The 20046-nt window shown below is 74.3% G+C and carries 15 protein-coding genes and 1 riboswitch; of the genes, 10 read left to right on the forward strand and 5 right to left on the reverse strand.

Annotated features, from left to right (window positions below):
• Positions 1-77: 77 nt before the first annotated feature.
• Both WAB14_RS01225 and WAB14_RS01230 read left to right on the forward strand, forming a co-directional pair.
• Positions 78-995: a nuclease-related domain-containing DEAD/DEAH box helicase gene (locus WAB14_RS01225; protein WP_340266576.1), complete on the forward strand. Its 918-nt coding sequence runs from the start codon at positions 78-80 to the stop codon at positions 993-995.
• A gap of 86 nt (positions 996-1081) precedes the next feature.
• Positions 1082-1741, forward strand: a complete 660-nt coding sequence (locus WAB14_RS01230; RefSeq protein WP_340266577.1) for a DUF7669 domain-containing protein — start codon at positions 1082-1084, stop codon at positions 1739-1741.
• A 252-nt stretch (positions 1742-1993) separates the two neighbouring features.
• Here the strand turns inward: WAB14_RS01230 and WAB14_RS01235 are convergent, their stop codons facing one another.
• Entirely contained in the window at positions 1994-3049 is a 1056-nt protein-coding gene (locus WAB14_RS01235) for a DUF4190 domain-containing protein (RefSeq protein WP_340266578.1), read from the reverse strand.
• Between the two features lie 289 nt (positions 3050-3338).
• Between WAB14_RS01235 and WAB14_RS01240 the strand changes: the two genes are divergently transcribed.
• Complete coding sequence (locus tag WAB14_RS01240; RefSeq protein WP_340266580.1) at positions 3339-4178, forward strand: nuclease-related domain-containing protein; 840 nt, start codon at positions 3339-3341, stop codon at positions 4176-4178.
• The gene (locus WAB14_RS01245) at positions 4178-4957 is read left to right on the forward strand and encodes an NYN domain-containing protein (RefSeq protein ID WP_340266582.1); all 780 of its coding nucleotides are present in this window, start codon (positions 4178-4180) and stop codon (positions 4955-4957) included. Before WAB14_RS01240 ends, WAB14_RS01245 begins: the two co-directional genes overlap by 1 nt.
• A 771-nt stretch (positions 4958-5728) precedes the next feature.
• Here WAB14_RS01245 and WAB14_RS01250 read toward each other — a convergent pair.
• Positions 5729-6403 carry a hypothetical protein gene (locus WAB14_RS01250; protein WP_340266583.1) on the reverse strand — a complete coding sequence of 225 codons (675 nt, stop codon included), beginning with the start codon at positions 6401-6403 and terminating at the stop codon, positions 5729-5731.
• Positions 6404-6729: 326 nt separating this feature from the next.
• Here WAB14_RS01250 and WAB14_RS01255 point away from each other — a divergent pair, with 326 nt between their 5' ends.
• On the forward strand, positions 6730-10848 hold the full coding sequence (locus WAB14_RS01255) for an nSTAND1 domain-containing NTPase (RefSeq protein ID WP_340266584.1): 4119 nt from the start codon (positions 6730-6732) through the stop codon (positions 10846-10848).
• A 67-nt stretch (positions 10849-10915) separates the two neighbouring features.
• On the opposite strand, the gene WAB14_RS01260 is transcribed toward WAB14_RS01255, so the two are convergent.
• Positions 10916-11626, reverse strand: a complete 711-nt coding sequence (locus WAB14_RS01260; RefSeq protein WP_340266586.1) for a hypothetical protein — start codon at positions 11624-11626, stop codon at positions 10916-10918.
• A 185-nt stretch (positions 11627-11811) separates the two neighbouring features.
• Between WAB14_RS01260 and WAB14_RS01265 the strand changes: the two genes are divergently transcribed.
• Positions 11812-12978 carry a sensor histidine kinase gene (locus WAB14_RS01265; protein ID WP_340266588.1) on the forward strand — a complete coding sequence of 389 codons (1167 nt, stop codon included), beginning with the start codon at positions 11812-11814 and terminating at the stop codon, positions 12976-12978.
• Positions 12975-13655 (forward strand): response regulator, encoded by a 681-nt coding sequence (locus WAB14_RS01270; RefSeq protein WP_340266590.1) that lies wholly within the window; start codon positions 12975-12977, stop codon positions 13653-13655. Before WAB14_RS01265 ends, WAB14_RS01270 begins: the two co-directional genes overlap by 4 nt.
• Here WAB14_RS01270 and WAB14_RS01275 read toward each other — a convergent pair.
• Complete coding sequence (locus tag WAB14_RS01275; protein ID WP_340266592.1) at positions 13600-14100, reverse strand: GNAT family N-acetyltransferase; 501 nt, start codon at positions 14098-14100, stop codon at positions 13600-13602. The genes WAB14_RS01270 and WAB14_RS01275 overlap by 56 nt on opposite strands.
• A gap of 119 nt (positions 14101-14219) precedes the next feature.
• Here WAB14_RS01275 and WAB14_RS01280 point away from each other — a divergent pair, with 119 nt between their 5' ends.
• The 3 genes from WAB14_RS01280 (at position 14220) to WAB14_RS01290 (ending at position 18716) form a co-directional block, all read left to right on the forward strand.
• On the forward strand, positions 14220-15764 hold the full coding sequence (locus WAB14_RS01280) for an HNH endonuclease signature motif containing protein (protein ID WP_340266594.1): 1545 nt from the start codon (positions 14220-14222) through the stop codon (positions 15762-15764).
• 59 nt (positions 15765-15823) lie between these two features.
• Positions 15824-15929, forward strand: a riboswitch (guanidine-I (ykkC/yxkD leader).
• Between the two features lie 48 nt (positions 15930-15977).
• The gene (locus WAB14_RS01285; RefSeq protein WP_340266596.1) at positions 15978-17144 is read left to right on the forward strand and encodes an agmatinase family protein; all 1167 of its coding nucleotides are present in this window, start codon (positions 15978-15980) and stop codon (positions 17142-17144) included.
• A 48-nt stretch (positions 17145-17192) separates the two neighbouring features.
• Entirely contained in the window at positions 17193-18716 is a 1524-nt protein-coding gene (locus tag WAB14_RS01290) for a high affinity choline transporter 1 (RefSeq protein WP_340266598.1), read from the forward strand.
• 7 nt (positions 18717-18723) lie between these two features.
• Here WAB14_RS01290 and WAB14_RS01295 read toward each other — a convergent pair whose 3' ends face one another.
• Positions 18724-20046, reverse strand: coding sequence for an LLM class flavin-dependent oxidoreductase (locus tag WAB14_RS01295; protein WP_340266599.1), 1323 nt, complete (start codon positions 20044-20046; stop codon positions 18724-18726).

The following is a 20046-nucleotide window of genomic DNA, read 5'->3' on the forward strand; positions in this document are numbered from 1 at the left end:
GCCGAATGGGCACTTTGCCTGCAACGCTTACCGGCGTCGAGTCGCACTGACCGCCATGCCGGTGGGGGTGTGGTGACGTGGCAGCCCGGTGCATCCCGGAACAGCCGTCGTTCGCCTCGGACGCGGAGCGGGTGGTGTGGGAACGCCTGCGCGAGCAGCTGCCGGACGACGCCGTGCTCTTCGCGAACCGTCGCCTCACCGACCGCGACGGCGACTGCGAGGCCGACCTCGTCGTCGCATGGCCCGACGTCGGCCTCGCGCTGGTCGAGGTGAAGGGCGGGCACGTCGCGCTCGACGTCGACGGGCGCTGGCACCAGACCGACCGGCACGACGACCGCTCCGTCGACCCGGTCCTCCAGGCGCAGCGCTGCCGGTACGCACTGCGCGAGTACCTCGACCAGCACCCGCGCTGGTCGGCCGGGCACGTGCGCGCCCAGCACGTCGTCGCGTTCCCGTGGACCCGCGTGCCCGAGGACCGCGTGACGACCGACTGCCCCCGGTGGCGGGTCCTCGACCAGGACGACCTCGCGCACGCGGCCCGGCAGGTGGCCGCCGCCGTCGCGCAGGTCGGTCACGAAAGGGTGCCCGACGCAGGCGACGTCGCGCTGCTCGTCGAGTGTCTCGTGGGGCGTGGCGTGAGCCAGCGGGAGCTTCTGGCTGGCGAGGTCGACGCACACGAGACGCAGGTGGACCTGCTGACCGAGCAGCAGGCGAAGGTCCTCGACTACATCGCTGCGCTGCGACGGGTCGAGGTCCGCGGCGGCGCCGGCAGCGGCAAGACGTGGCTCGCCGTGGAGAAGGCGCGTCGGCTCGCGAAGGACAAGCAGCGCGTCGCACTGCTGTCGTACTCCCGCGGGCTCGCGATGTACCTGCGGGCGCGCTGCGACCAGCTGCCCCAGCGGGAGCGACCTGCCTACGTCGGCACCTTCCACGAGCTGGCGCTCACGTGGGGCGCCGAGCGCGGCCCCGACGACGACCCGCAGTACCCGACGTAGAGCTTCTCAAGTACCCGAAGGCCGCCTGGTCCGGTGTCGTCCGCGGCGAGTGGTTCGAGCTCCCCACGACAGGCGCGGCGCCGCTCGTGCGTCACGACGTCGTGAAGGACGTCGGTCGTCTCGAGCGGTGGGTGTCGGCCGCCGAGGACCGGGACGGCGCCGTCGTCGTCGTGACCAACGACTCGTACCTGTGGCGCATCGCGTCGCACGAGCGCGGCGGCATCGACACCGACTTCCGCATCCACGAAGGTGCGACGCTGAGCGGGCGCAGACAGTGGGGACCCTGCGCCGGCGCGACGACCACGGCGAAGCGCGAGGCGCCGATCGATCTGGTCGGTCAATACGCCGCTCGCTGGCGGCCGTTCTCGACGCTGCCCGGAGATGGCAACACCGAGATGCGGGTGCTCGTGCTGCCGGTCGACGTGCCGCCCGGCTCCGCCCCGCCGCCGGCCGTCGCTGTCGCCGACGAACGGCTCGACCGGGGACACCGTGGTGCCGCAGGGACCCGAGTGACGACCGGGACGATCTGGCAGAAGCTCGAGCGTTGCGTCTCGGTCCTGCCCGAGCCGTTCACGCGTCAGGAGATCGTCTCGTGGTTCCGGCGTCACGAGCCGGACGTCAAGGAGCAGTCGCTGTCGCCGCACATCCAGATGGCCACGGCGGGGAAGGGCACCGGCATCTACGCCGGGCGCACGCCCCTGGTGGAGCGCATCGGCCACGGGCTCTACCGGCGGTACCGAGACTGAGGCACTTGGCCGTTCAGGGTGTGGCTGGAGCATTCACATCGCGTGGCGGGTGCGCCGCGGGTGGCTCGAGGCGTACCGATCCTCTGCATCGGGCTCGCCATCGTCAGCCGGGGGGCTGCTTTTCCGTCGCCCGAGCAGCCGTGGCGACTACATCGGCGGACTACGGGACGGTCACGGCATTCGTGCGGTCCCTGACCGACGCCGTGCTACCGGTTGGGGCGCGAGCCGACCCGCGCCCCAACCGTCACCACGTCAGTAGTCGTACCGGTCCACCGAGGCGATACGGAGGGTCGCGTCATCGGGGAGGTCGTCGAAGAAGCTGGCCGTCACCGTCGTGGACTGACCGGGGGCGAGGTTGTCCGCTGAGGCATAGGTCGTCTCGTACTGCGTCGCGCCGTCCTCGCTTTCCGCGACGACGTCCACGCTGTAGTTATACTCGACGTCGCCGCTGTTGGTGATGGTCACCTCGACCTCCGCGCCGCCGTACTCGCCGGCCTCGAGGTCGCCGAGCGTGACGTCGCCCGAGAGGTCCGCGAGGCCGACGTTCTCGATCGACACCGCCGTCACGGACGGGACGCTGTTCGAGCCGCCGACGAGCGTGTCGTAGTCGAGGACGCCCTCGACGACGCCCTCGACACGAAGCACGTCGCCCTCGGCCAGCTGGCTGCCCGCATCGCCGCTCAGCTGCACGAAGACCGTGTCCTGGAACTCGAACTCCGTCGTCGGCTGGGTGTAGCCCGCGTTCGCGAGGAAGGCATTCGTTCCGGTGTTCGTGTCGAACTGGAACACCTCGGCGAAGAAGACCACGCCGTCGCCGGCCCTGGTCTCCGGCTCGCGCAGCAGAGCGGCCCAGTCCTCCGCCGTCAACTCGCTGAACTCCGTCACCTCGGGGTCGACGGGACCAGCCTCGACGGAAGGCTCGGCAGGAGCGGCACCCTCCTCCACCGCGGCCTCGTCGCTGTCGTCGTTGTCCGCCGCCGCGCCCTCGACACCGGCGTCCTGAGCCGCGGAATCGACGACCACGGTCTCCTCGTCCGCGCTCGACCCGAGCGCGACGATGCCGATGAGCAGCAGCGCGCCTGCGAGGGTGCCGAGCGCGCCGATGACGGCTCCTGCGACAGCGAGACCTCGGCCCTTCGCCTTTCCTGGGCCGGTCCGCCCGAGAGCGATGACGGACAAGACGAGGCCGATCAGCGGAGCCAGGAAGGCGAGCACCAGACCGGCCACGGCCAGTCCGCTCGTCGGCTGCTGAGGCGCAGGCTGCGCGGGCGGTCCGAACTGGTCCTGCACGGTCGGTGGGGTGGTCATGCGGCCTCTCCGTCGTCTCGTCGGTCGCCGCCGCGGTCGGCGGCAGAGGGAACCTATGGGGCGCATCGGCCTCCGATGACCGATTCGTCTGCGCCTTGACCGAATCCACCCCTTCGTCGGAGCGTCGCCTCCACCAAACGTCCGATCCGTGTTCCCTTGACATCAGCTCTGCCGGCGCCGGACGGACCGGGCTACGGATGCGCGTGTCGTGCACCCGAATGGCGGACACCGGCGAGAATTCGGCACCACGGTCTCCGATCATCGCCACCCTCTCGACGGGAGGGATGCCATGAACGCGGGGGCAGGGGCGCAGGAACAGGCCCGACGACACGAGGAGCGCGTCGCCGCGCTCACGGCGCAGCGCGCCGCCATCGACGCGCGCATCGAGGCGGCGAGCAGGCAGCAGCAGGCGTGGCAGGCCGGCGCGGACGGGGAGCAGCGCGTCGGCGCCCTGCTCGACGCCCTCGGCCCGGGGTGGCAGGTGCTGCACGACGTGCATTGGCCCGGTCGGCAGAAGGCGAACCTCGACCACGTCGTCGTCGGACCGACCGGGGTCTGGGTCGTCGACACGAAGAACTGGTCGGGCGCGGTGTCCCTTCGCGACGGCGTCCTGCGCTGCGGCGGCTACCGCAAGGGCCGGGAGGCCGACGCGGTGATGGACGCCGCGGCGGCGCTTGCCGCGACGCTCCCGCCGCACCAGCGCGGCGCCGTCCGCGGGCTCCTGTGCCTCGCCGGCTCTGGCGCCGATCTCGACGTGGCGGCGGTCGGCGGCGGCACGCTCGTCGTCGGGGCCGCGAGTCTCGTGGAGCTCGTGACGAGCGGCCCACCCGTCCTCGGCCCGCAGCAGCTCGACGAGGTGGCGGACACGCTCGTCGCCACGACGGCGGTGCCGCCCCGCCGCACCGGAAAGGCGCGTACCGCCGGCACGAGGCGGGTGCAGTCGGGTCTGCGGTCGGCGCTCCTGCAGCTGTTGAAGGTCGCGGTCGTCCTGCTCGGGATGTGGGCCCTCGTCGAGTTCATGCCCTACTGGGCGCCGCTGCTGCAGGACCTCATCGCGACGACCGTCACCGGACCGGCGCTCGAGCGGATCCAGGACGCCGCGACCGTCGCTCCGGCGCCCGCCGGCTGATGGGGTCGCGCGCGGCGCAGGTCGCCGTCTTCATCGACGCGGAGAACCTCGCCGTCGGGGCCCACGCAGCGCTGCCCGGCCGGGAGAACCCCGTGCCGTACGAGGCGCTCGAGCTCCTGTGCCGCGACTACGGCGACGCCGTCATCCGCCGCGCCTACGCCGACTGGTCGCGTCCGCAGTCCGGCCGCTACCAGGAGGACCTCGCCCTCAACGGGGTCGACCTCGTGCAGGTCGCCCGCTTCGGGACGCAGCAGAAGAACGCTGCGGACGTCCGCATGGCCGTCGACGCCATGGAGACGCTCATCGCCCACCCCGACGTCGCGACGTTCGTGCTCGTCGCGGGCGACGGGGACTACTCCCCGCTCGTGCAGAAGCTCCGCGAGTTCGGCAAGCGAGTCGTCGGCGTCGGGACCGAGGCGTCGGCGAGCAAGCGGCTGGTGTCGGTCTGCTCGGAGTACAAGTACTGGGCGACGCTCGTCGCCGCCGTGGACCCGACCGCGCGGCCCACGGTCGACTCGGCGTTCCGTCTCGCAGAGGCGCGACCGCTGCTCGTCGCGGCGCTGGAGCGGTCGAGCAGCTCGTCGGGGCTGGCATCGTGGGTCAAGAACTCGATGCTGTCGCTCGACCCGTCCTTCGACGAGCGGAACTACGGCTGCCGCAGCTTCCGGGACTTCCTCGACCGCTTCCCGGCGCACGTCGTGGTGGAGCAGGGGGAGGCCGACGTCCGCGTCACGCTCCGACGGCCGACGCGCACCGGCAGATCGACGGCGACGGCCTGACGACGGCTGTCCAACAGAACCCCGCGCGCCCAGGCACGTGGGCGGTCGCGATCGACGAGGCGCAGCAGGTCAGCGTCACCCCGCCGCGGTGGGTCGACCCGCAACGACGACCCCGACCCGCGTGGCGGCAACGCGCGAGTCGACTGTGGCGCGACACCGCTCCGCCGGACGAGCCGCCGAGATCCTTCGAGGGCGGCGCCGACGACGGGGGTGATACGTGCGACGAGACCGACGTGTTCGGCGTGCGCGAGGTGTTCGACGTGTTCGACGTGCACGACGTGTTCGGCGTGGACGAACGCGGCACTGCGTCCTGTGGGCGTGCGGCTACGGCGACGAGAACCTGACCGCCCGGGCACGCCTCCGACACCACCGGTCGGCGCCGTCCCACGGCGACCCGCCCCGACCCACGCCGACCCACACCGACCCACAGCGGTGGCGCGCACCTCGGGCTGCACAAGATGTCGAGTTGTCACCCTGAGCGCGCCGGGCCTGCCCGGAACTGCCGCACATGGCTGCCTCGGCTGGCGAAGTGCGTTCACCGGGCACGGCGGAGAGTTTGAGCCGCCGAGCCCCGCCGAGAGCGCAAGCGGGCGCCACGAGGACATCGCGGACCCGCTCTCGGCGCTCGAGGTGAACGGTCGACGGGTCCGTGGTGTCGGTGTGGCTGCGCCGCCGCCGAGAGGCCGGCCCGAGCCACCGCCCGGTCGTGGCGCCCGGCGAGGAAATCGCGCACGACCTCGTCGCCCGCCGATTACCGACGCCGCGTGCCGGTCAGCCCGCACCCACCGCCTCGCAGACCGTCGCGACGAACTGCTCCTCGCCGAAGACTACGTCGAGCGGCGCGTCGACCCACCGGGTCGTGACGCCGTCGACGGTCGAGTGACCCGTGAACGTGCCCGGTGCGTCCGGCGGCTCCACGAGCGTGCCGACGACCCGCGCCAGGGGCGGGCCACCGACCAGTGCGATCTCGCCGATGGTCCCCGTCGTGATGACTGTCACCGTGGAGACGTCGCCGGGGACGGCGAACGGCTCGGCGAAGCGCCCGTGGGTCGTGATCGTCGCCTGCGCCGGCCCCTCCGGCGACGTGCTGAGGTGGTCGACGTCGTGGATGCGCACCCGCCGGTCGTAGTTGAGGTAGTCGTGGTCGTAGAAGCGCGTGGACTGACGGGAGGAGTCGGTGCGCGAGTAGACCGTGACGTCGTCGCACGGGAAGTCGAAGACGCCCCAGTCCGTGTGGACGACCCGCTCGCCCGTGCACACGGGCCCGGTCACCTTCAGCTTGCAGTCGAACGGCGCGAAGGACGAGTCGAGGGTGCTGGGAACGAGGAGGCTCTGGTCGACCTCCTTGTGGTCCGACGCGACGGCGGGGGCGCCGGTGGTGCCGACGACGAGTGCGGCTGCGGCCACGGCGGCCACTGCGGCTGCTGTACGGGACGGCGTGGGCATGGGGTCCTCCTCCGGTCTCGGGTCGCGTGGTGCGCCGGCCGTTCCGGCCACCCTCGGTCGACCCGGTATCCAGGACGCCCGGCGGCGGTATCCGTGCGGTATCGAGCCCGTTGACCCGGCCCCGGTCCGGCCGGACACTCGGGCATGACCGTGCGGGTCCTCGGCCCGGTGGAGGTCGGCGGGGTCGCTGCGGAGACTCCGCTCGGGCCGCGTGAGCGACTCGTGCTGACCGCGCTCGCAGTGCGGCGGGGCCACGCCGTCACACCGGAGGAGCTGGCGGTCGCCGTCTGGGGCGACGACCCGCCCGTCTCACCTGGCAGAAGCAGGTGCAGATCTGCGTCGCGCGGCTCCGCAAGGCGCTCGGCCGTCGGGCCGTCGAGACAGTCCGCGGGGGATACCGCGTCGACGCCGGCGTGCTCGACCTCGACGTCGACGACTTCGAGGAGCTCCTCCGCCGCGGTCGGGACCTGGCGGACGCCGGCGAGGCGGACCGTGCGGTCGTGCTCTTCGACCGGGCCCTCGGGGTGTGGCGGGGCGACCCGTTCCCTGGGCTCGACGGCTGGCTGCCGGCCCTCGCCGAGTCCGCGCGCCTCCAGGAGCTGCACCGCAGCACCGAGGAGGCGCTCCTCGACGCCCGGCTCGCCGTCGGCCAGCACCGCGAGGTCGCCGCCGATGCCGAGACCCTCGTCGCGGAGCAGCCGCTCCGGGAACGCCGGTGGGTGCTCCTGGCCCTCGCCCAGTACCGCTGCGGCCGCCAGGCCGACGCCCTCGCGACGCTGCGACGCGCCCGGCGGCTGCTGCGCGACGAGCTGGGCGTCGACGCCGGCGAGGACATCACGGCCCTGGAGACCGCGGTCCTGCGGCAGGACGCCGCGCTGCGGGTGCTCCCGCGGCCGCGACCGGTCGCCGAGCACTGCCCGTACAAGGGGCTCGCCCACCACGACGTCGGTGACGACCTGTTCGGTCGCGACGCCGACGTCGCCGCCTGCCTCGCACGGCTGCGGGAGACACCGGTCCTCGTCGTCACGGGGCCCTCCGGCTGCGGCAAGTCGTCGCTGCTGCGGGCGGGACTGGTGCCGGCGCTGCGGCGGTCGGGGAGCCAGGTCGACGTCCTCGCCCCTGGGACGGACGGTGTGCTCGCCGTGCCCGCGACAGGGCCGGCGACCCGGAAGGGCACGGCGCACGTCCTCGTCGTCGACCAGCTCGAGGAGGCCGTCGGACCGGGTGCGACAGGGGACGGTGTGACGGAGACGCTCGCCCGGCTCGTCGAGCACGTCCGCGGCGGCGGGTCCGTCGTCGTCGCCGTGCGCGTGGACCGCCTCGCCGCACTCACCGGGTACCCGCCGTTCGGTCGTCTCGCCGAGCGCGGCCTCCACCTGCTCACCCCCCTCGACGGCGACGCCCTGCGCGAGGTCATCGTCCGCCCGGCCGCCGAGGTGGGGCTGCGGCTCGAGCCGGGCCTCGTCGAGCTGCTGGTCCGCGACGTCGAGGGCGAGCCGGGCGCCCTGCCGCTGCTGTCGCACGCCCTCGTCGAGACGTGGCGGCTGCGCGACGGACCCGTCCTGACCGTCGCCGCCTACCGCGCGAGCGGCGGGATCCGCGGGGCCGTCGCGCGATCGGCGGACACCCTGTTCGAGGGCCTGACGGCGTCGCAGCGGACAGCGCTGCGGGCCGTGCTCCTCCGACTCGTCGGCCCGTCCCCGGACGGCGACCCCGTTCGCCGCCGGATCCCCCTCGACAGCGTGAACGGTGACGGGGACCGCGAGCACGTGGTCTCGCTGCTCGTCCGCGCACGCTTGCTGACGGTGGAGGACGGCACCGTCGAGATGTCGCACGAGTCGCTCGCACGCGAGTGGCCGAGGCTGCGCACGTGGCTGGAGGAGCACGAGACCGGCAGCCGGACCCTGCGCCACCTCGGCGTCGCGGCGGACGGGTGGGAGTCCCTCGGCCGTCCCGACACCGAGCTGTACCGGGGCGGTCGCCTCGAGACCGTTCTCGAGTACTGCGACTCGGCGCGGCCGGCGTTGAGCGCCGTCGAACGGGACTTCCTCGACGCCTCCCGTGCCCACGCGGAGTCCGAGCGCCGCGTGCTGCAGCGGCGGGCGCTGGAGGACGCTCGTCGCGCGGGTCGCCTGCGCCTCCTCCTCGCCGGGACGTCCGGGCTGCTCGTCGTGGCGCTCGTGGCCGGCGTGCTCGCTGTGACGAGCGCGCGCGAGGCGCGGGAGCAACGCGACACCGCCGTCGCCGCCCGGTCGGAGGCGGCGCTGCAGGGGCTCGTCACCGCTTCGGGTGCGCTGCGGAGCTCCGAGCGCGACGTGGCGGCGCTGCTCGCGGTCGAGGCCTTCCGCCGGTGGCCCGACGACGTGCGGGCGCGCGACGCCCTCCTCGGCACCTTCACCGCCGATCCCGGGTTCCTCGGCAACCGGTACCTGCCGGCGCGCGGGAGCGTGCTCGGTGCCGTGCACCCGGCCGCGGCGCAGGCGGCGGTCGTCGTCGTCGACGGGGAGACCCCGGTACGGCTCGACCTCGGCAGCGGGGACCTGGCGCCACTCGGACCGGCGACGGGCGGGCCGTCGCCCGAGGTGCCGGGACCCACCGAGCGGCTCGCCGTGAGCGGGGACGGGCGTCGCGTCGCCGTGCTCGGTCCCGGCGACGCCGGCGCCGACTGCGACCTCGCGAGCGGCAGGGACTCGGGGTGCGGGCGGGCGGTCGTGCTCGACGCGACGAGCGGGCGGCTGCTCCTCGGGCCCCTCACGCTCCCGTTCGCCGCCGGCCAGGCCGCGCTCGACCACGACGGCGCGCTGCTGGCCGTCGCCGGCGGCACCGACGGCGGCCTCGTCGTCCACCGCGTGGCGGACGGGGCGCGGACGGGCGCGGTCGACGGGTCCGTCCCGGTCGACGACGACCCCTGGCTGGGCGACGCCGCCGCCGTCGCCTTCGACGCCGACGGCAGGATCTGGCTGGGCTCCCTCGGGACGCGGCTGCGGGTGCTGGACGCGGAGGCCCTCGAGGTCGTGCGGACCGTCGACGTGCCCCCGCGCACGACGAACCAGCACCTCGTGGTGCTCGGGGAGGTCGTCGTCGGCGGTGGGAACGCCGGTCTCGTCGCGGTCGACGGGGCCGGGGTGCGGTGGCAGCAGGACCTCCGCGGCACCCACCCGGACCCCTGCCCGGCGCTCACCGCGTCCGAGGCGCACACCGCCGTCTGGTGCGGGAGCCACTTCGGACGGATCGAGCAGTTCGACCTCGGGACCGGGGCGCCGACCGGTGCGGACCTCGACCCGCAGCTCGGCGCCGTCGCGTCGCTCGGGGTCACCGCCGACGCCCGTGAGCTCGTCGCGTTCGGCGGCGAGGTGCCCGTCGTCTCCCGCTGGCGTCTCGACGGCAGCGGTCCCGTGGCATCGCTCGTCGCCGAGGGTCACGCGCTCGCCGACGGCTACGACCCCTCCGGTGCGCCCGCCCTGCTGGTGTCGGACCGGGACAGCGGTACGGACTCAAGCAGCGACTTCCGCCTCTTCTCCCTGTGGGACCCCGGCGCGGACCGCGAGGTCAGTCGGCTCGACGTGGTCCGCGCCGCGTCCATGGAGGGCGTCGGCTGGCTCGGGCGGGGGACGCTGGCCGGTATGCGGCTGCCGCAGCTGCGTTTCGGCTGGATCGACGTGGAGACGGGCGAGCTCGCGCCCGGCGAGGAGATCGGCCCCGAGTGCGACCACCTATGGGCCTCCGGCGACGGGCACCGCGGGTACTGCGGCTTCCTCGACGGCGACGTGTGGACCCTCGACGCCGCCACGCGGCGCCGCACGGGACCGGTCATCTCCTCCCACGGCGAGGTGCGGTCGGTCTCCGCCACCGCAGGGGGCGACCTCGTCGTCGTCACGGCAGTCACGAGCGAGGGAGCGACGACGACCGTCCACGACGGGCCGAGCGGTCGCGTCGTCGCCGGACCGTCCGTCGGTCCGAGCCTCACGAGCGTGAGCCCGCGCGGGCTGCTCGCAGGCGCCACCGGTGGTGACGTCGGCCTCTACGACCTGCGCACCCTCGAGCGCCTCGCCGACCTCCCCGGTGCCCGCGGCGAGGTCAACAGCCTCCAGTTCAGCCGCGACGGCGCGATCCTCCTCGCGACGTCGAACGACCAGACGGTGTCGGTGTACGACGTCGCGACCGGTCGTCGGCTGGGGGACCCGATCCCGACGGACGCCCCGCTCAGCTACCCCGGGTACCTCCGTCCGGACGGCCGGGCGATCGCGGTGACCGACGAGCGCGGGGTGGTCGTGTGGGACCTCGACCCGGCACGGCACCGCGCGGCCGCGTGCCAGGTGGCCGGGCGCAACCTCACGCGCGCCGAGTGGGCGGCGCACCTCGGTGCGGTCGGGCCCTACCGCGCCACGTGTCCCGGACTGCCGGTGGACCCCTCGCCCGGTGAGGGCGTCGACGCACGACCGTGACGGGACGATCGAGGACGGCGCAGGCAGGCCGCCGCCGAGCGACGACCTGCCTGCGCGAGCGGCCGTGTCAGCCGCGGGCCTCCGCGTCCCGCACGTCCGCGCGGGCACGGCGGACGAGCCGGTATCCGGTCAGCACCATGGGCGCCCAGCACACCGCGCCGAGGGCGAGGCCGAGCGGGCCCGGCACGACGAACGGCACGATCATCGCGCCGAGCGAGCCGGGCACGAGCCACCACGGCAGCACGCCGGCCCGGGCGAGACCCGCGAAGAGCACCGGCATGCCGAGCAGGGGCAGCAGCCGGCCGCTCTGCAGCCACGTCAGCATCCACACGTCCGTCCCGACGGCCTCGAAGACGCGGACGGCGTCGGTCACGGGCAGCTCGGCGCCGAGGGCGGCGAGGTACCAGTCGGACAGCAGGAGGCCGCCGATCTGGAAGGCCCCGACGGCCGTCATGAGAGCGCCGACGGTGGTGAGCGCCCGCCCGCGCCGGCCGCGGACGAGCGTGAGGGCCGCGAGGGCGCCGAAGGCGATGAACAGCCAGCCGTAGTGGAACAGCCCGGCCGACAGGGCGGTCAGCGCGGGGTCCGCCGCGAGCGACTCGATGTACGCGGCGGGGCTGTCGTCGGCCTGCGGCGGGGACGTCGCCGTCGCGCCGAGCATGAGGAGCGGGGCGAGGAGCAGGCCGGCGCCGCCGGGCGGCGCGAGCCGGGCGAGGGCGCCCTGCGGTCGTGCGGTGGCCCGCTCGTCGCGGACGCTGGGCATCGAGGTGGTGCTCACGAGGAACCTCCTGGGTCGGTGCCGCTCCGGTCGGTGCGGCGTCGGGGACGACTCTGTCCGCGCCCGTCTCGCGGCGGATCGGACGCGGAGCCCGACCTGGCTCGTCCCCGGACACGACCCCGCCGACCGGCGGGTCCTCCCGGGGGAGGACCCGGACGTGGCCCGTCGGGCCCTACCGTCACGGCGTGCCCCCCGCCGTCCTCGCCCGCCCGTCGGTGCGACGCGCCCTCGCCGTCCTCCTGCCCCTCGCAGCGGTCGCGGTCGCCCTCGTGGAGTCGGCCGCCGACCAGCGGGTCACCGCGCTGGGGCCTGGCAGCGTGCTCGTCGCGCTCGCCCTCGGCGCGGGTGTCGCGGTCGCCGTCGTCCTGCCGGTGGTCGGAGCGTTGCTGCAGGTCGCCCTCTTCCCCGTCCCCTCGCTGCTCCTCGACTCGCCCGGACCCGGCGGCGCACAGCTCATCGTGCTGCTCGCCTGCCTGCTGTGGGCGGGCTACCGCGCCACGGTGCGGCGTTCCGCGGTCGTGTACGGCCTCGCGGTGCTCGTCCCCGCCGTCACGCTCGTCGTCGCGGGGGAGTCGGCGTGGGAGTTCCTCTTCTTCGCCGTCATCCTCGGCCTCGGCTGGGGCATGGGCCTGCTGCTTCGGCGCGAGCGCGCGCGGAGCCTGCAGCTGGCGGACCTCACCGCCCAGCTGCGTGCGGAACGCGCCCACCGCGAGCGGCAGGTCGTCGAGGAGGAGCGCGCCCGCATCTCCCGGGAGCTGCACGACGCCGTCGCGCACACGATGAGCGTCATGACGCTGCAGGTCGGCGTCGTCCGGCGCCGGCTCGCGGACCGGCCCGTCGAGCGGGACGCGCTCGCGGGCGTCGAGGACCTCGGTCGCCGCGGCGTGGAGGAGCTCCGCCGGGTCGTCGGGCTCGTCCGCACCGGCGACGCCGACGCGCTCGCCCCCGCACCGTCCCTGTCCCGGCTCGACGACCTCGTCGCGGAGCTGCGCGCCACCGGGACCGACGTCCGCGTCGCCGTCGAGGGGGAGCCGGCGCGCTCGCTGCCGCCCGCCCTCGACGCGTCGGCGTTCCGGGTGCTGCAGGAGGCGACGCACAACGCGCTCCGCCACGCCCCGGGCTCGCCCATCGGGGTCGTTGTGCGCTGGGATGGCGACGGCCTGTGCCTCGAGGTCGTCGACGACGGACCGGCCCGGCCGCTGCCGGGCGGGTCGCGGGCCTCCGACGGTTCCGGTGGGCACGGGCTCGTCGGGATGCGCGAGCGGGTGGCCCTCTTCGGCGGCCGCCTGGAGGCCGGACCGCGCCGCGACGGCGGGTTCGCCGTCCGCGCCTCCCTGCCGGTGCCCTCGTGACCGGCGAGGGGCGGACGGTCCGCGTCGTCGTGTGCGACGACGAGGCGATGGTGCGCGCCGGGCTGCGCATGCTCCTCGACGGCGAGGACGACATCGAGGTCGTCGGGGAGGCGGTCGACGGTCTGCAGGCCGTCGAGGTCGTGACGCGCCTGCGTCCGGACGTCGTCCTCATGGACGTGCGGATGCCGCGTCTCGACGGACTCGCGGCCGCCGCCCGGCTGCGGGCCGAGGGGTCCGCCGCGCGGATCGTCATCCTCACGACCTTCGACGACGACCCGGTCGTCGACGCCGCCCTCCGCCAGCTCGTCACCGGCTTCCTCCTCAAGTCGTCCTCGCCCGAGCGGCTGCTCGAGGCCGTCCGCGAGGCGGCCGCCGGCAGGGGCGTGCTCGACCCCGCCGTCGTGCCGCGGGTCGTCGAGGCCTACGCAGCGCGGCCCGCCGCCGCGCCCGCGTCACCCCTGCTCGAGCGGCTGACACCCCGGGAGACCGACGTCCTGCGCCTCGTGGCGCGCGGCCTGTCGAACGCGGAGGTGGCCGCCCGGCTCTACCTCGGCGAGACGACGGTGAAGACCCATCTGGGACGGGTGCTCGACAAGCTCGGCGCGCGCGACCGCCCGCAGGTCATCGCGCTGGCGTACGAGCACGGGCTCGTCCGGGCCGGGGAGCCGAGGGAGTGAGCCGGTAGCGCGTCACCCACAGCCTGGGGAGCACCTCGACGTCGTCGACGCGTGCGAAGCCGAGGCGCTCGTACAGTGCGCGGGCGGGGGCGTTGCCGCTGCCGGTGGAGACGCTGACGTCGCGGCTGCCGGCGAGGTCGATGACGTGGCTCACGAGTCGGGTGCCGATGCCGCCACGGTGCGCGGCGGGGGAGACGACGAGGCGGTCGACGTCGACGAGCGCGTCCGTGGCCGACCAGGCGACGGCGCCGAGGAGGTGGTCGTCACCCAGTGCGCCGAGCCAGTGGAGCGGGGCCGCGCGGAGGGCGTCGAGGCACTCGTGGAGCGCGGGGATGCGGTCGTCGCCGAGGAGCTGCGCCTCGACGGCGTAGGCCTCGCGCTGGAGCACGAGCAGGCTGTGGGCGACTGCCTCGTCGGTGGTGGGCCGGAGCTCCCGCAGGTGCACGGCGGTCAGTATCGGGGCCGGCCGTTGAGGGGGTGCGGACGTCGTCCACATCGTCCAGTGTCCCCCTCGCAATCGAACGTATGTTCGAGTAGAGTGGTCGCAGGAGCAAGGGGGTCGACATGGGTCCGTGCGAGGGCGAGGAGTCGCAGTCGACGCTGCGTGCGCGCCTCGGGCGGCTCCGTTCGGCTCTTGTCGACCTCGCCGACGCGGTGGAGGAGGGTGCGGCGTGGCAGGTGACGGACCGCGAGGTGCTCGATGCGATCCCCGAGCTCGCGCGGTCGCGGGCGTTGCTGGAGTCGGTGCACCTGCGCCTGGTGCGCGAGGTGGACCAGCGGGGGGTGGCGGAGGCGTCACCGGTGGCGACGTCGCCGGAGGGGTTCCTGCGGACGGCGTGCCTGGTTGGTCCTTCGCAGGCTCGTCGGGACGTGGCGGCCGCGCGGGCGCTGGCGCCGGGGGAGCCGTTGGCGCCGTTCGCTGGTGCCCTGGCGGAGGGTCGCTGCACGCGGGCGCACGTCGACACGGCGGTGCGGTGCCTGGACCGGATCCCGCAGCACGTGCTGGACCGCGAGGGCGCCGGCGAGAAGGTGGCCGCCTACCTCCTGCTCGCGACGAGCGACGCGAGCCCGTTGGACCTCGAGCGCGCGTGCCGGCACCTGCTGGCGACGCTGGCGCCGGAGCGGGCGGATGCCTTCGACGCGGAGTCGGTGAACCGGCGCTTCCTCGACCTCGCCACCGACGCCACCGGGATGACGGTGGGTCGGTTCCAGCTGGACCCGGTCACCGGGGCGGCGCTGCGCGCGGCGTTGAACCGCTGGTCCGGCCCCGACCCGACGGGTGAGGCGGGCGACGGTCCTCGGCGGGCGTCGGTGCCGGGGCGCGGCGAGTGCGCGGACGGGTGCCTGCCGGGTGCGGACGGGGAGCGGGACCGGCGCCAGCCGCGGCAACGCCGCGCGGACGCCCTCGCGCACCTGGTGGAGACGGCGCTCGGCGTCGCGCACCCGCGCCGCGGGGAGCGCCCCCGGGTCGTCGTGCACGTCACCCCCGAGCAGCTCGCCGACCACCGCCACCGTGCCTCGGCCGGCCCGGTCGGGCTCGCCGAGGTGGAGGGCGGGGACCCGATCCCGCCGTGGGCGACCCGCCGGCTCGCGTGCGACGCAGTGTTGCAGCGGATCGTCGACAGCCCGAGCGCCGGGCCGCTCGACGTGGGCCAGGAGGAGCGCCTCGCAACCCTCACCCAGCGTCGGGCGCTCGCCGGCCGCGACCAGGGGTGCGTGATCCCCGGCTGCGGCGCGGCGCCGGCGATCTGCGACGCCCATCACGTCGTGCACTGGGCCGACGGCGGCCCGACTGACCTCGCGAACCTGCTCCTGCTGTGCCCGGGCCACCACACCGCGGTGCACGCCGGCACGTGGGCGGTCGCGATCGACGAGGCCCAGCAGGTGACCGTCACCCCACCCCGGTGGGTCGACCCGCAACGACGACCCCGACCCGCGTGGCGGCAACGCGCGAGCCGCCTCTGGCGCGACACCGCTCCGCCGGACCGGCCGCCGAACGAACCTGACCGTGGCACCTCTGGTGACGTCGTGGACGACGACGACATGTTCGGCGTGCACGAGCACACGTGGCCTGCCGGTGTGCGCGAGGCGACGGCAACGCGAACGTAACGATCCCGAGACGCCGGTGACACCGCCGGCCGCTTGGCTGGCGCCGACCCACCCCCACGGTGGGGCGCTCCTAGGGTTCCGCTCCCCGCCGGGAGGCTGGTCCGAGAGGGGCACGTGACGCCGGCCGCCGGCGCCGCGCCACGGCGGGACAAAAGCCCGGGAGACCCGAAGGACGCGACGGACGAGGTCCGCCGCCGACGCGAGGAGTCTCCTGTGGGCGCCTTCCACCGCCACCACCCGCACCCCGACGGCCACCACCCCGGCGCCGCACCCGGCCACGAGCACTACGGCCCCGAGGCGCGCTACGCGGTCGAGGCCGAGTCGACGCTGCCGCTCAGCAAGTGGCAGGAGGAGATCGACCGCGGGCTCGAGCTCGGGCTGCCCGGCGCCGACTCCATCGTCGACAAGCGCATCCCCACGTTCTCCCGCGGCGAGCTGCCCCACTTCGCCGGCATCAACACGTTCCTCAAGGCCCCGTACGTGGAGGACGTCCGCCGTGCCGGCGACTACGACGTCGCCGTCCTCGGGGTTCCCTTCGACGGCGGCACCACCTACCGCCCCGGCACGCGGTTCGGACCGCAGGGCATCCGCAGGATCTCCGCCCTCTACGGCCCGTACAGCTTCGAGCTCGGCGTCGACCTGCGCGAGACCATCACCATCGGCGACCTCGGGGACGTCTTCACCATCCCGGGCAACATCGAGAAGACGTTCGACCAGGTGTCGAAGGCCGTCGGGCACGTCTTCGCCTCCGGGGCGTTCCCCGTCGTGCTCGGCGGCGACCACTCCATCGGCTACCCGACGACCCGGGGCGTCGCGGAGCACCTCGGCGGCAACCTCGGGATCATCCACTTCGACCGCCACGTCGACACCCAGGAGACCGACCTCGACGAGCGGATGCACACCACCCCGTGGTTCCACGCCACGGACATCCCCAACGTGCCGCCGAAGAACCTCGTCCAGATCGGCATCGGCGGCTGGCAGGCCCCCCGCCCCGGGGTGCAGGTCGGCCGGGAGCGCGGTACGACGATCATGACCCTCACCGACGCCGTCGACATGGGTATCGAGGCCGCCGCCGAGCGCGCGCTCGAGGTCGCGTGGGACGGCGCCGAGGCCGTGTGGCTGTCGTTCGACGTCGACTGCCTCGACGCCGCGTTCGTGCCCGGCACCGGCTGGCCCGAGCCCGGCGGGTTCCTCCCCCGCGAGGTCCTGAAGTTCATCCAGATCATCGCCGACGCCCGGCCGCTGGCCGGGATCGAGGTCGTGGAGTGCTCCCCGCCCTACGACAACGCCGAGATCACCGCGCTGATCTCCACCCGGGTCATCTGCGACACGTTGGGCTGCCTCGTGCGCTCCGGCCACCTCCCCAAGGGCCGCGCCTAGACCCCTCCTCCCACCCCGGCGCCACCGACCGCGCAAGGAGTCATCGTCATGATCATCCTCGGAGTCGCGCTCACGGTCGTGGCCGTCCTCGTCGTCGGGCTCGTCGTGGCCCGACGCGTCGACGGCGACACCACCAACTTCCTCGTCGCCGGCCGGGCCCTGCCCCTGCCGCTGGCGGCGGCCGGGCTCATGGGCCAGGCCGTCGACTCGAACGCGACGCTGGGCAACACCGACCTCACGGCGTCGTTCGGGTTCTGGGCCGGCGCGTCCCTGCCGCTCGGGCTCGCGCTGTGCCTGCTGCTCACCGGCATCTTCTTCGCGCCGCGCATGAACCGCATGCGCCTGTACACCCTCGGCGACTTCTACCGGCGCCGCTACGGCCGCCTCGTGGAGGTCCTCAGCTCCGTCCTCATGGTCGTGAGCTTCGGCATCCTCCTCGCGGGCAACCTCGTGGCGGGCGGGCTCATCCTCGACCGGTTCCTCGGCACGGGCTACGCGCTCGGCGTCGTCCTGCTCGTCGCGGTGATCCTCACCTACACCGTCGCCGGCGGCATGATCTCCGACGCGTACACCGCCGCCCTGCAGATGATCATCACGCTGGTCGCGGTGGTCGCGCTCTTCCTGTGGGTCGCCACGACGTACGGCATCTCGATCCCCGAGGGCATGGGGCCGTTCGACCTCGGCCAGCTCACCGACCCCGCGCAGGGCGCCCCCATCAACTGGGGGACGCTGTTCGCGCTCGCGCTCGGCGACATCGTCGCGCTCGACTTCATGCAGCGGATCTTCTCCGCGGGCAGCCCGTCGATCGCCCGTCGCGCGTGCTTCGTCGGGGCTGCCGGGACTGCGTTCGTCGGCGTCCTCTACGCCCTCATCGCGCTGTCCGCGGGCACCGCCGTGGACCCCGCCGACGGCCCGGTCCTCTTCACGATCATCACGGACGCGGCGCCGATCGGTCTCGCCATCCTCGTCCTGTCCGGGATCATCGCCGCGTCGTGCTCGACGGCGAACGGGGCCGTGCTCGGTACCGCGTCCGTCATCACGCGCAACATCGTCGGCCAGCGCCGCCTCGGCACCGGCCACGGGCACACCGACACCCAGCTCCGCCTCGTGCGGCTGTTCATGCTCCCGGTCGTCGGGATCGGCATCCTGCTCGCCATCCAGGTGCCGCAGACCGGGATCCTCCTCACCCTCGCGTTCGACGTCATGGGCGCGTGCCTGCTCGTTCCGTTCGCGCTGGGGGTCTACTGGGCCCGCTCGACGCCCGCGGCCGCCCTCGCGGCGATCCTCACCGGGGCGGTCGTGCGCCTCACGACGTTCGTCCTCACCCCGACGATCTACGGGGCACCGAACGACCTGCTGTACGTGCCGAACTCGTTCGTCACGGCCGGGTTCGACGGCTACCCGGTCTTCCTCGCCACGGGCGCCTCGCTCGTCGTCTTCGTCGTGACGGCGCTGCTCACCACGCCCCGGCCGGAGCTGCACGACGTCGAGGGCATCGGCGCGCGCGAGGAGATCGACCTGCGGGTGCCCGCCGCGCGGCAGGCGGAGGGCGTGCCGGCCGGGCAGGCGTGAGCACCCCTCAGAAGTCGAAGAGGTTCGCCCGCACCCCGCCGTCCCCGTACTCGCTCCGCAGCACGCCGCGGCGCCGCAGCACCGGCACGAGGTCGTCGAGCATCCGGTGGACGGTCGTCGGGTGGAGGTCGCCGGACAGGATCCAGCCGTTGTTGCCGGCGTCGTCGCCCATCCCCTCGACGTAGTCGGCGAGCTCCTCCGCCGTGCCGACGAACCCCGTCCGGTCCGCCAGGCGGCCCTTCCGCGCCTTCCGGGTCAGCACCTCGCGGAGCGTGTCCCGACCCAGCTCGCCGTCCCTGCCGAGCAGCCCGCGGATCGTGCCCTGCGACACGTGGTCCCCGAACGCCGACGCGGGCACCGGCTCGTCGAGCGGCAGGCGCGTCAGGTCGGTCTCGAGGTCGCTCGACTGCCCGACGGCGATGCGGAGCAGGTCCGCCTCGCTCGGGTGCCGGGACGCCTCGACGACGCGGTCCGCCTCCTCCGGGCTCGCCACGATCTCCGGCTTCACGACGAACAGGACGCGGATGTCCTTGTCGCTGCGCCCGGCGGCCGCGGCGGCGTCGAGGACACGGCGCCGGTAGGCGCGGACGCTGTCGACGTCGAGCGGGGCGAGGGCGAGCTGCACGTCGGAGTGGGCGCCGGCGAACGCGAGCCCGCGCGGTGACCCGCCGGGAGAGACCACCACCGGGTCGTCGCCGTCCGCGAACGGCACGGCGTTGAGCGGGCCGGCGACGTCGAAGTACTCGCCGCTGTGCCGGAACGCGTCGATCCGGTCGCCGTCGGCGAACCGCCACGTCCCCTCGTCGGCGACCAAGGCGCCGTCGCCCCACGAGTGCCACAACCGCCTGACGACGCCGACCCACTCCTCGGCCCGGTCGTAGGCGGCGTCGTGCGGCAGCGGGGCGGCGCCGACGTGCCGGGCGCTGCCGACGTCGGTGACGACGTTGAGCCCGAACCGGTACCCCGACAGGTGCTGCAGCGTCGCCGCCTGCCGCGCCGCGAGGTACGGCGGGGTGATGCCGGCGTTCACCGTCGGTGCGAGGCCGATGTGCGAGGTGACGTCGAAAAGGTACGGCGCGAGCAGCAGCGGGTCGTGCTTCGGTCCGCCGTAGGCCTCGCGGACCCGCAGGTCGAGGGTCTCCGGGTTCCCGAGCGACACCGCGTCCTCCATGATCACGAGGTCGAGCCCCGCCTGCTCGAGCTCGCGGACCGCCTGCTGGTACAGCCGCGGCTCCTGCCAGCGGTACCCCCAGCGGTGGTCCTCGCGGCCCCAGCCCTGCGGGCCGAACCCGCGGGAGAAGAACCAGCCGAGGTGCTGCAGTCGTCCCAT

This window comes from Aquipuribacter nitratireducens (assembly GCF_037860835.1).
Lineage (GTDB): Bacteria > Actinomycetota > Actinomycetes > Actinomycetales > JBBAYJ01 > Aquipuribacter > Aquipuribacter nitratireducens.

What these genes read in the sequence shown, in the direction of transcription:
- WAB14_RS01235 (WP_340266578.1), bottom strand. Translation starts at nt 3,049, where the DNA reads ATGACCACCCCACCGACCGTGCAGGACCAGTTCGGACCGCCCGCGCAG.
- WAB14_RS01280 (WP_340266594.1), top strand. Translation starts at nt 14,220, where the DNA reads ATGGGTCCGTGCGAGGGCGAGGAGTCGCAGTCGACGCTGCGTGCGCGC.
- WAB14_RS01290 (WP_340266598.1), top strand. Translation starts at nt 17,193, where the DNA reads ATGATCATCCTCGGAGTCGCGCTCACGGTCGTGGCCGTCCTCGTCGTC.
- WAB14_RS01245 (WP_340266582.1), top strand. Translation starts at nt 4,178, where the DNA reads ATGGGGTCGCGCGCGGCGCAGGTCGCCGTCTTCATCGACGCGGAGAAC.
- WAB14_RS01240 (WP_340266580.1), top strand. Translation starts at nt 3,339, where the DNA reads ATGAACGCGGGGGCAGGGGCGCAGGAACAGGCCCGACGACACGAGGAG.
- WAB14_RS01295 (WP_340266599.1), bottom strand. Translation starts at nt 20,046, where the DNA reads ATGGGACGACTGCAGCACCTCGGCTGGTTCTTCTCCCGCGGGTTCGGC.
- WAB14_RS01250 (WP_340266583.1), bottom strand. Translation starts at nt 6,403, where the DNA reads ATGCCCACGCCGTCCCGTACAGCAGCCGCAGTGGCCGCCGTGGCCGCA.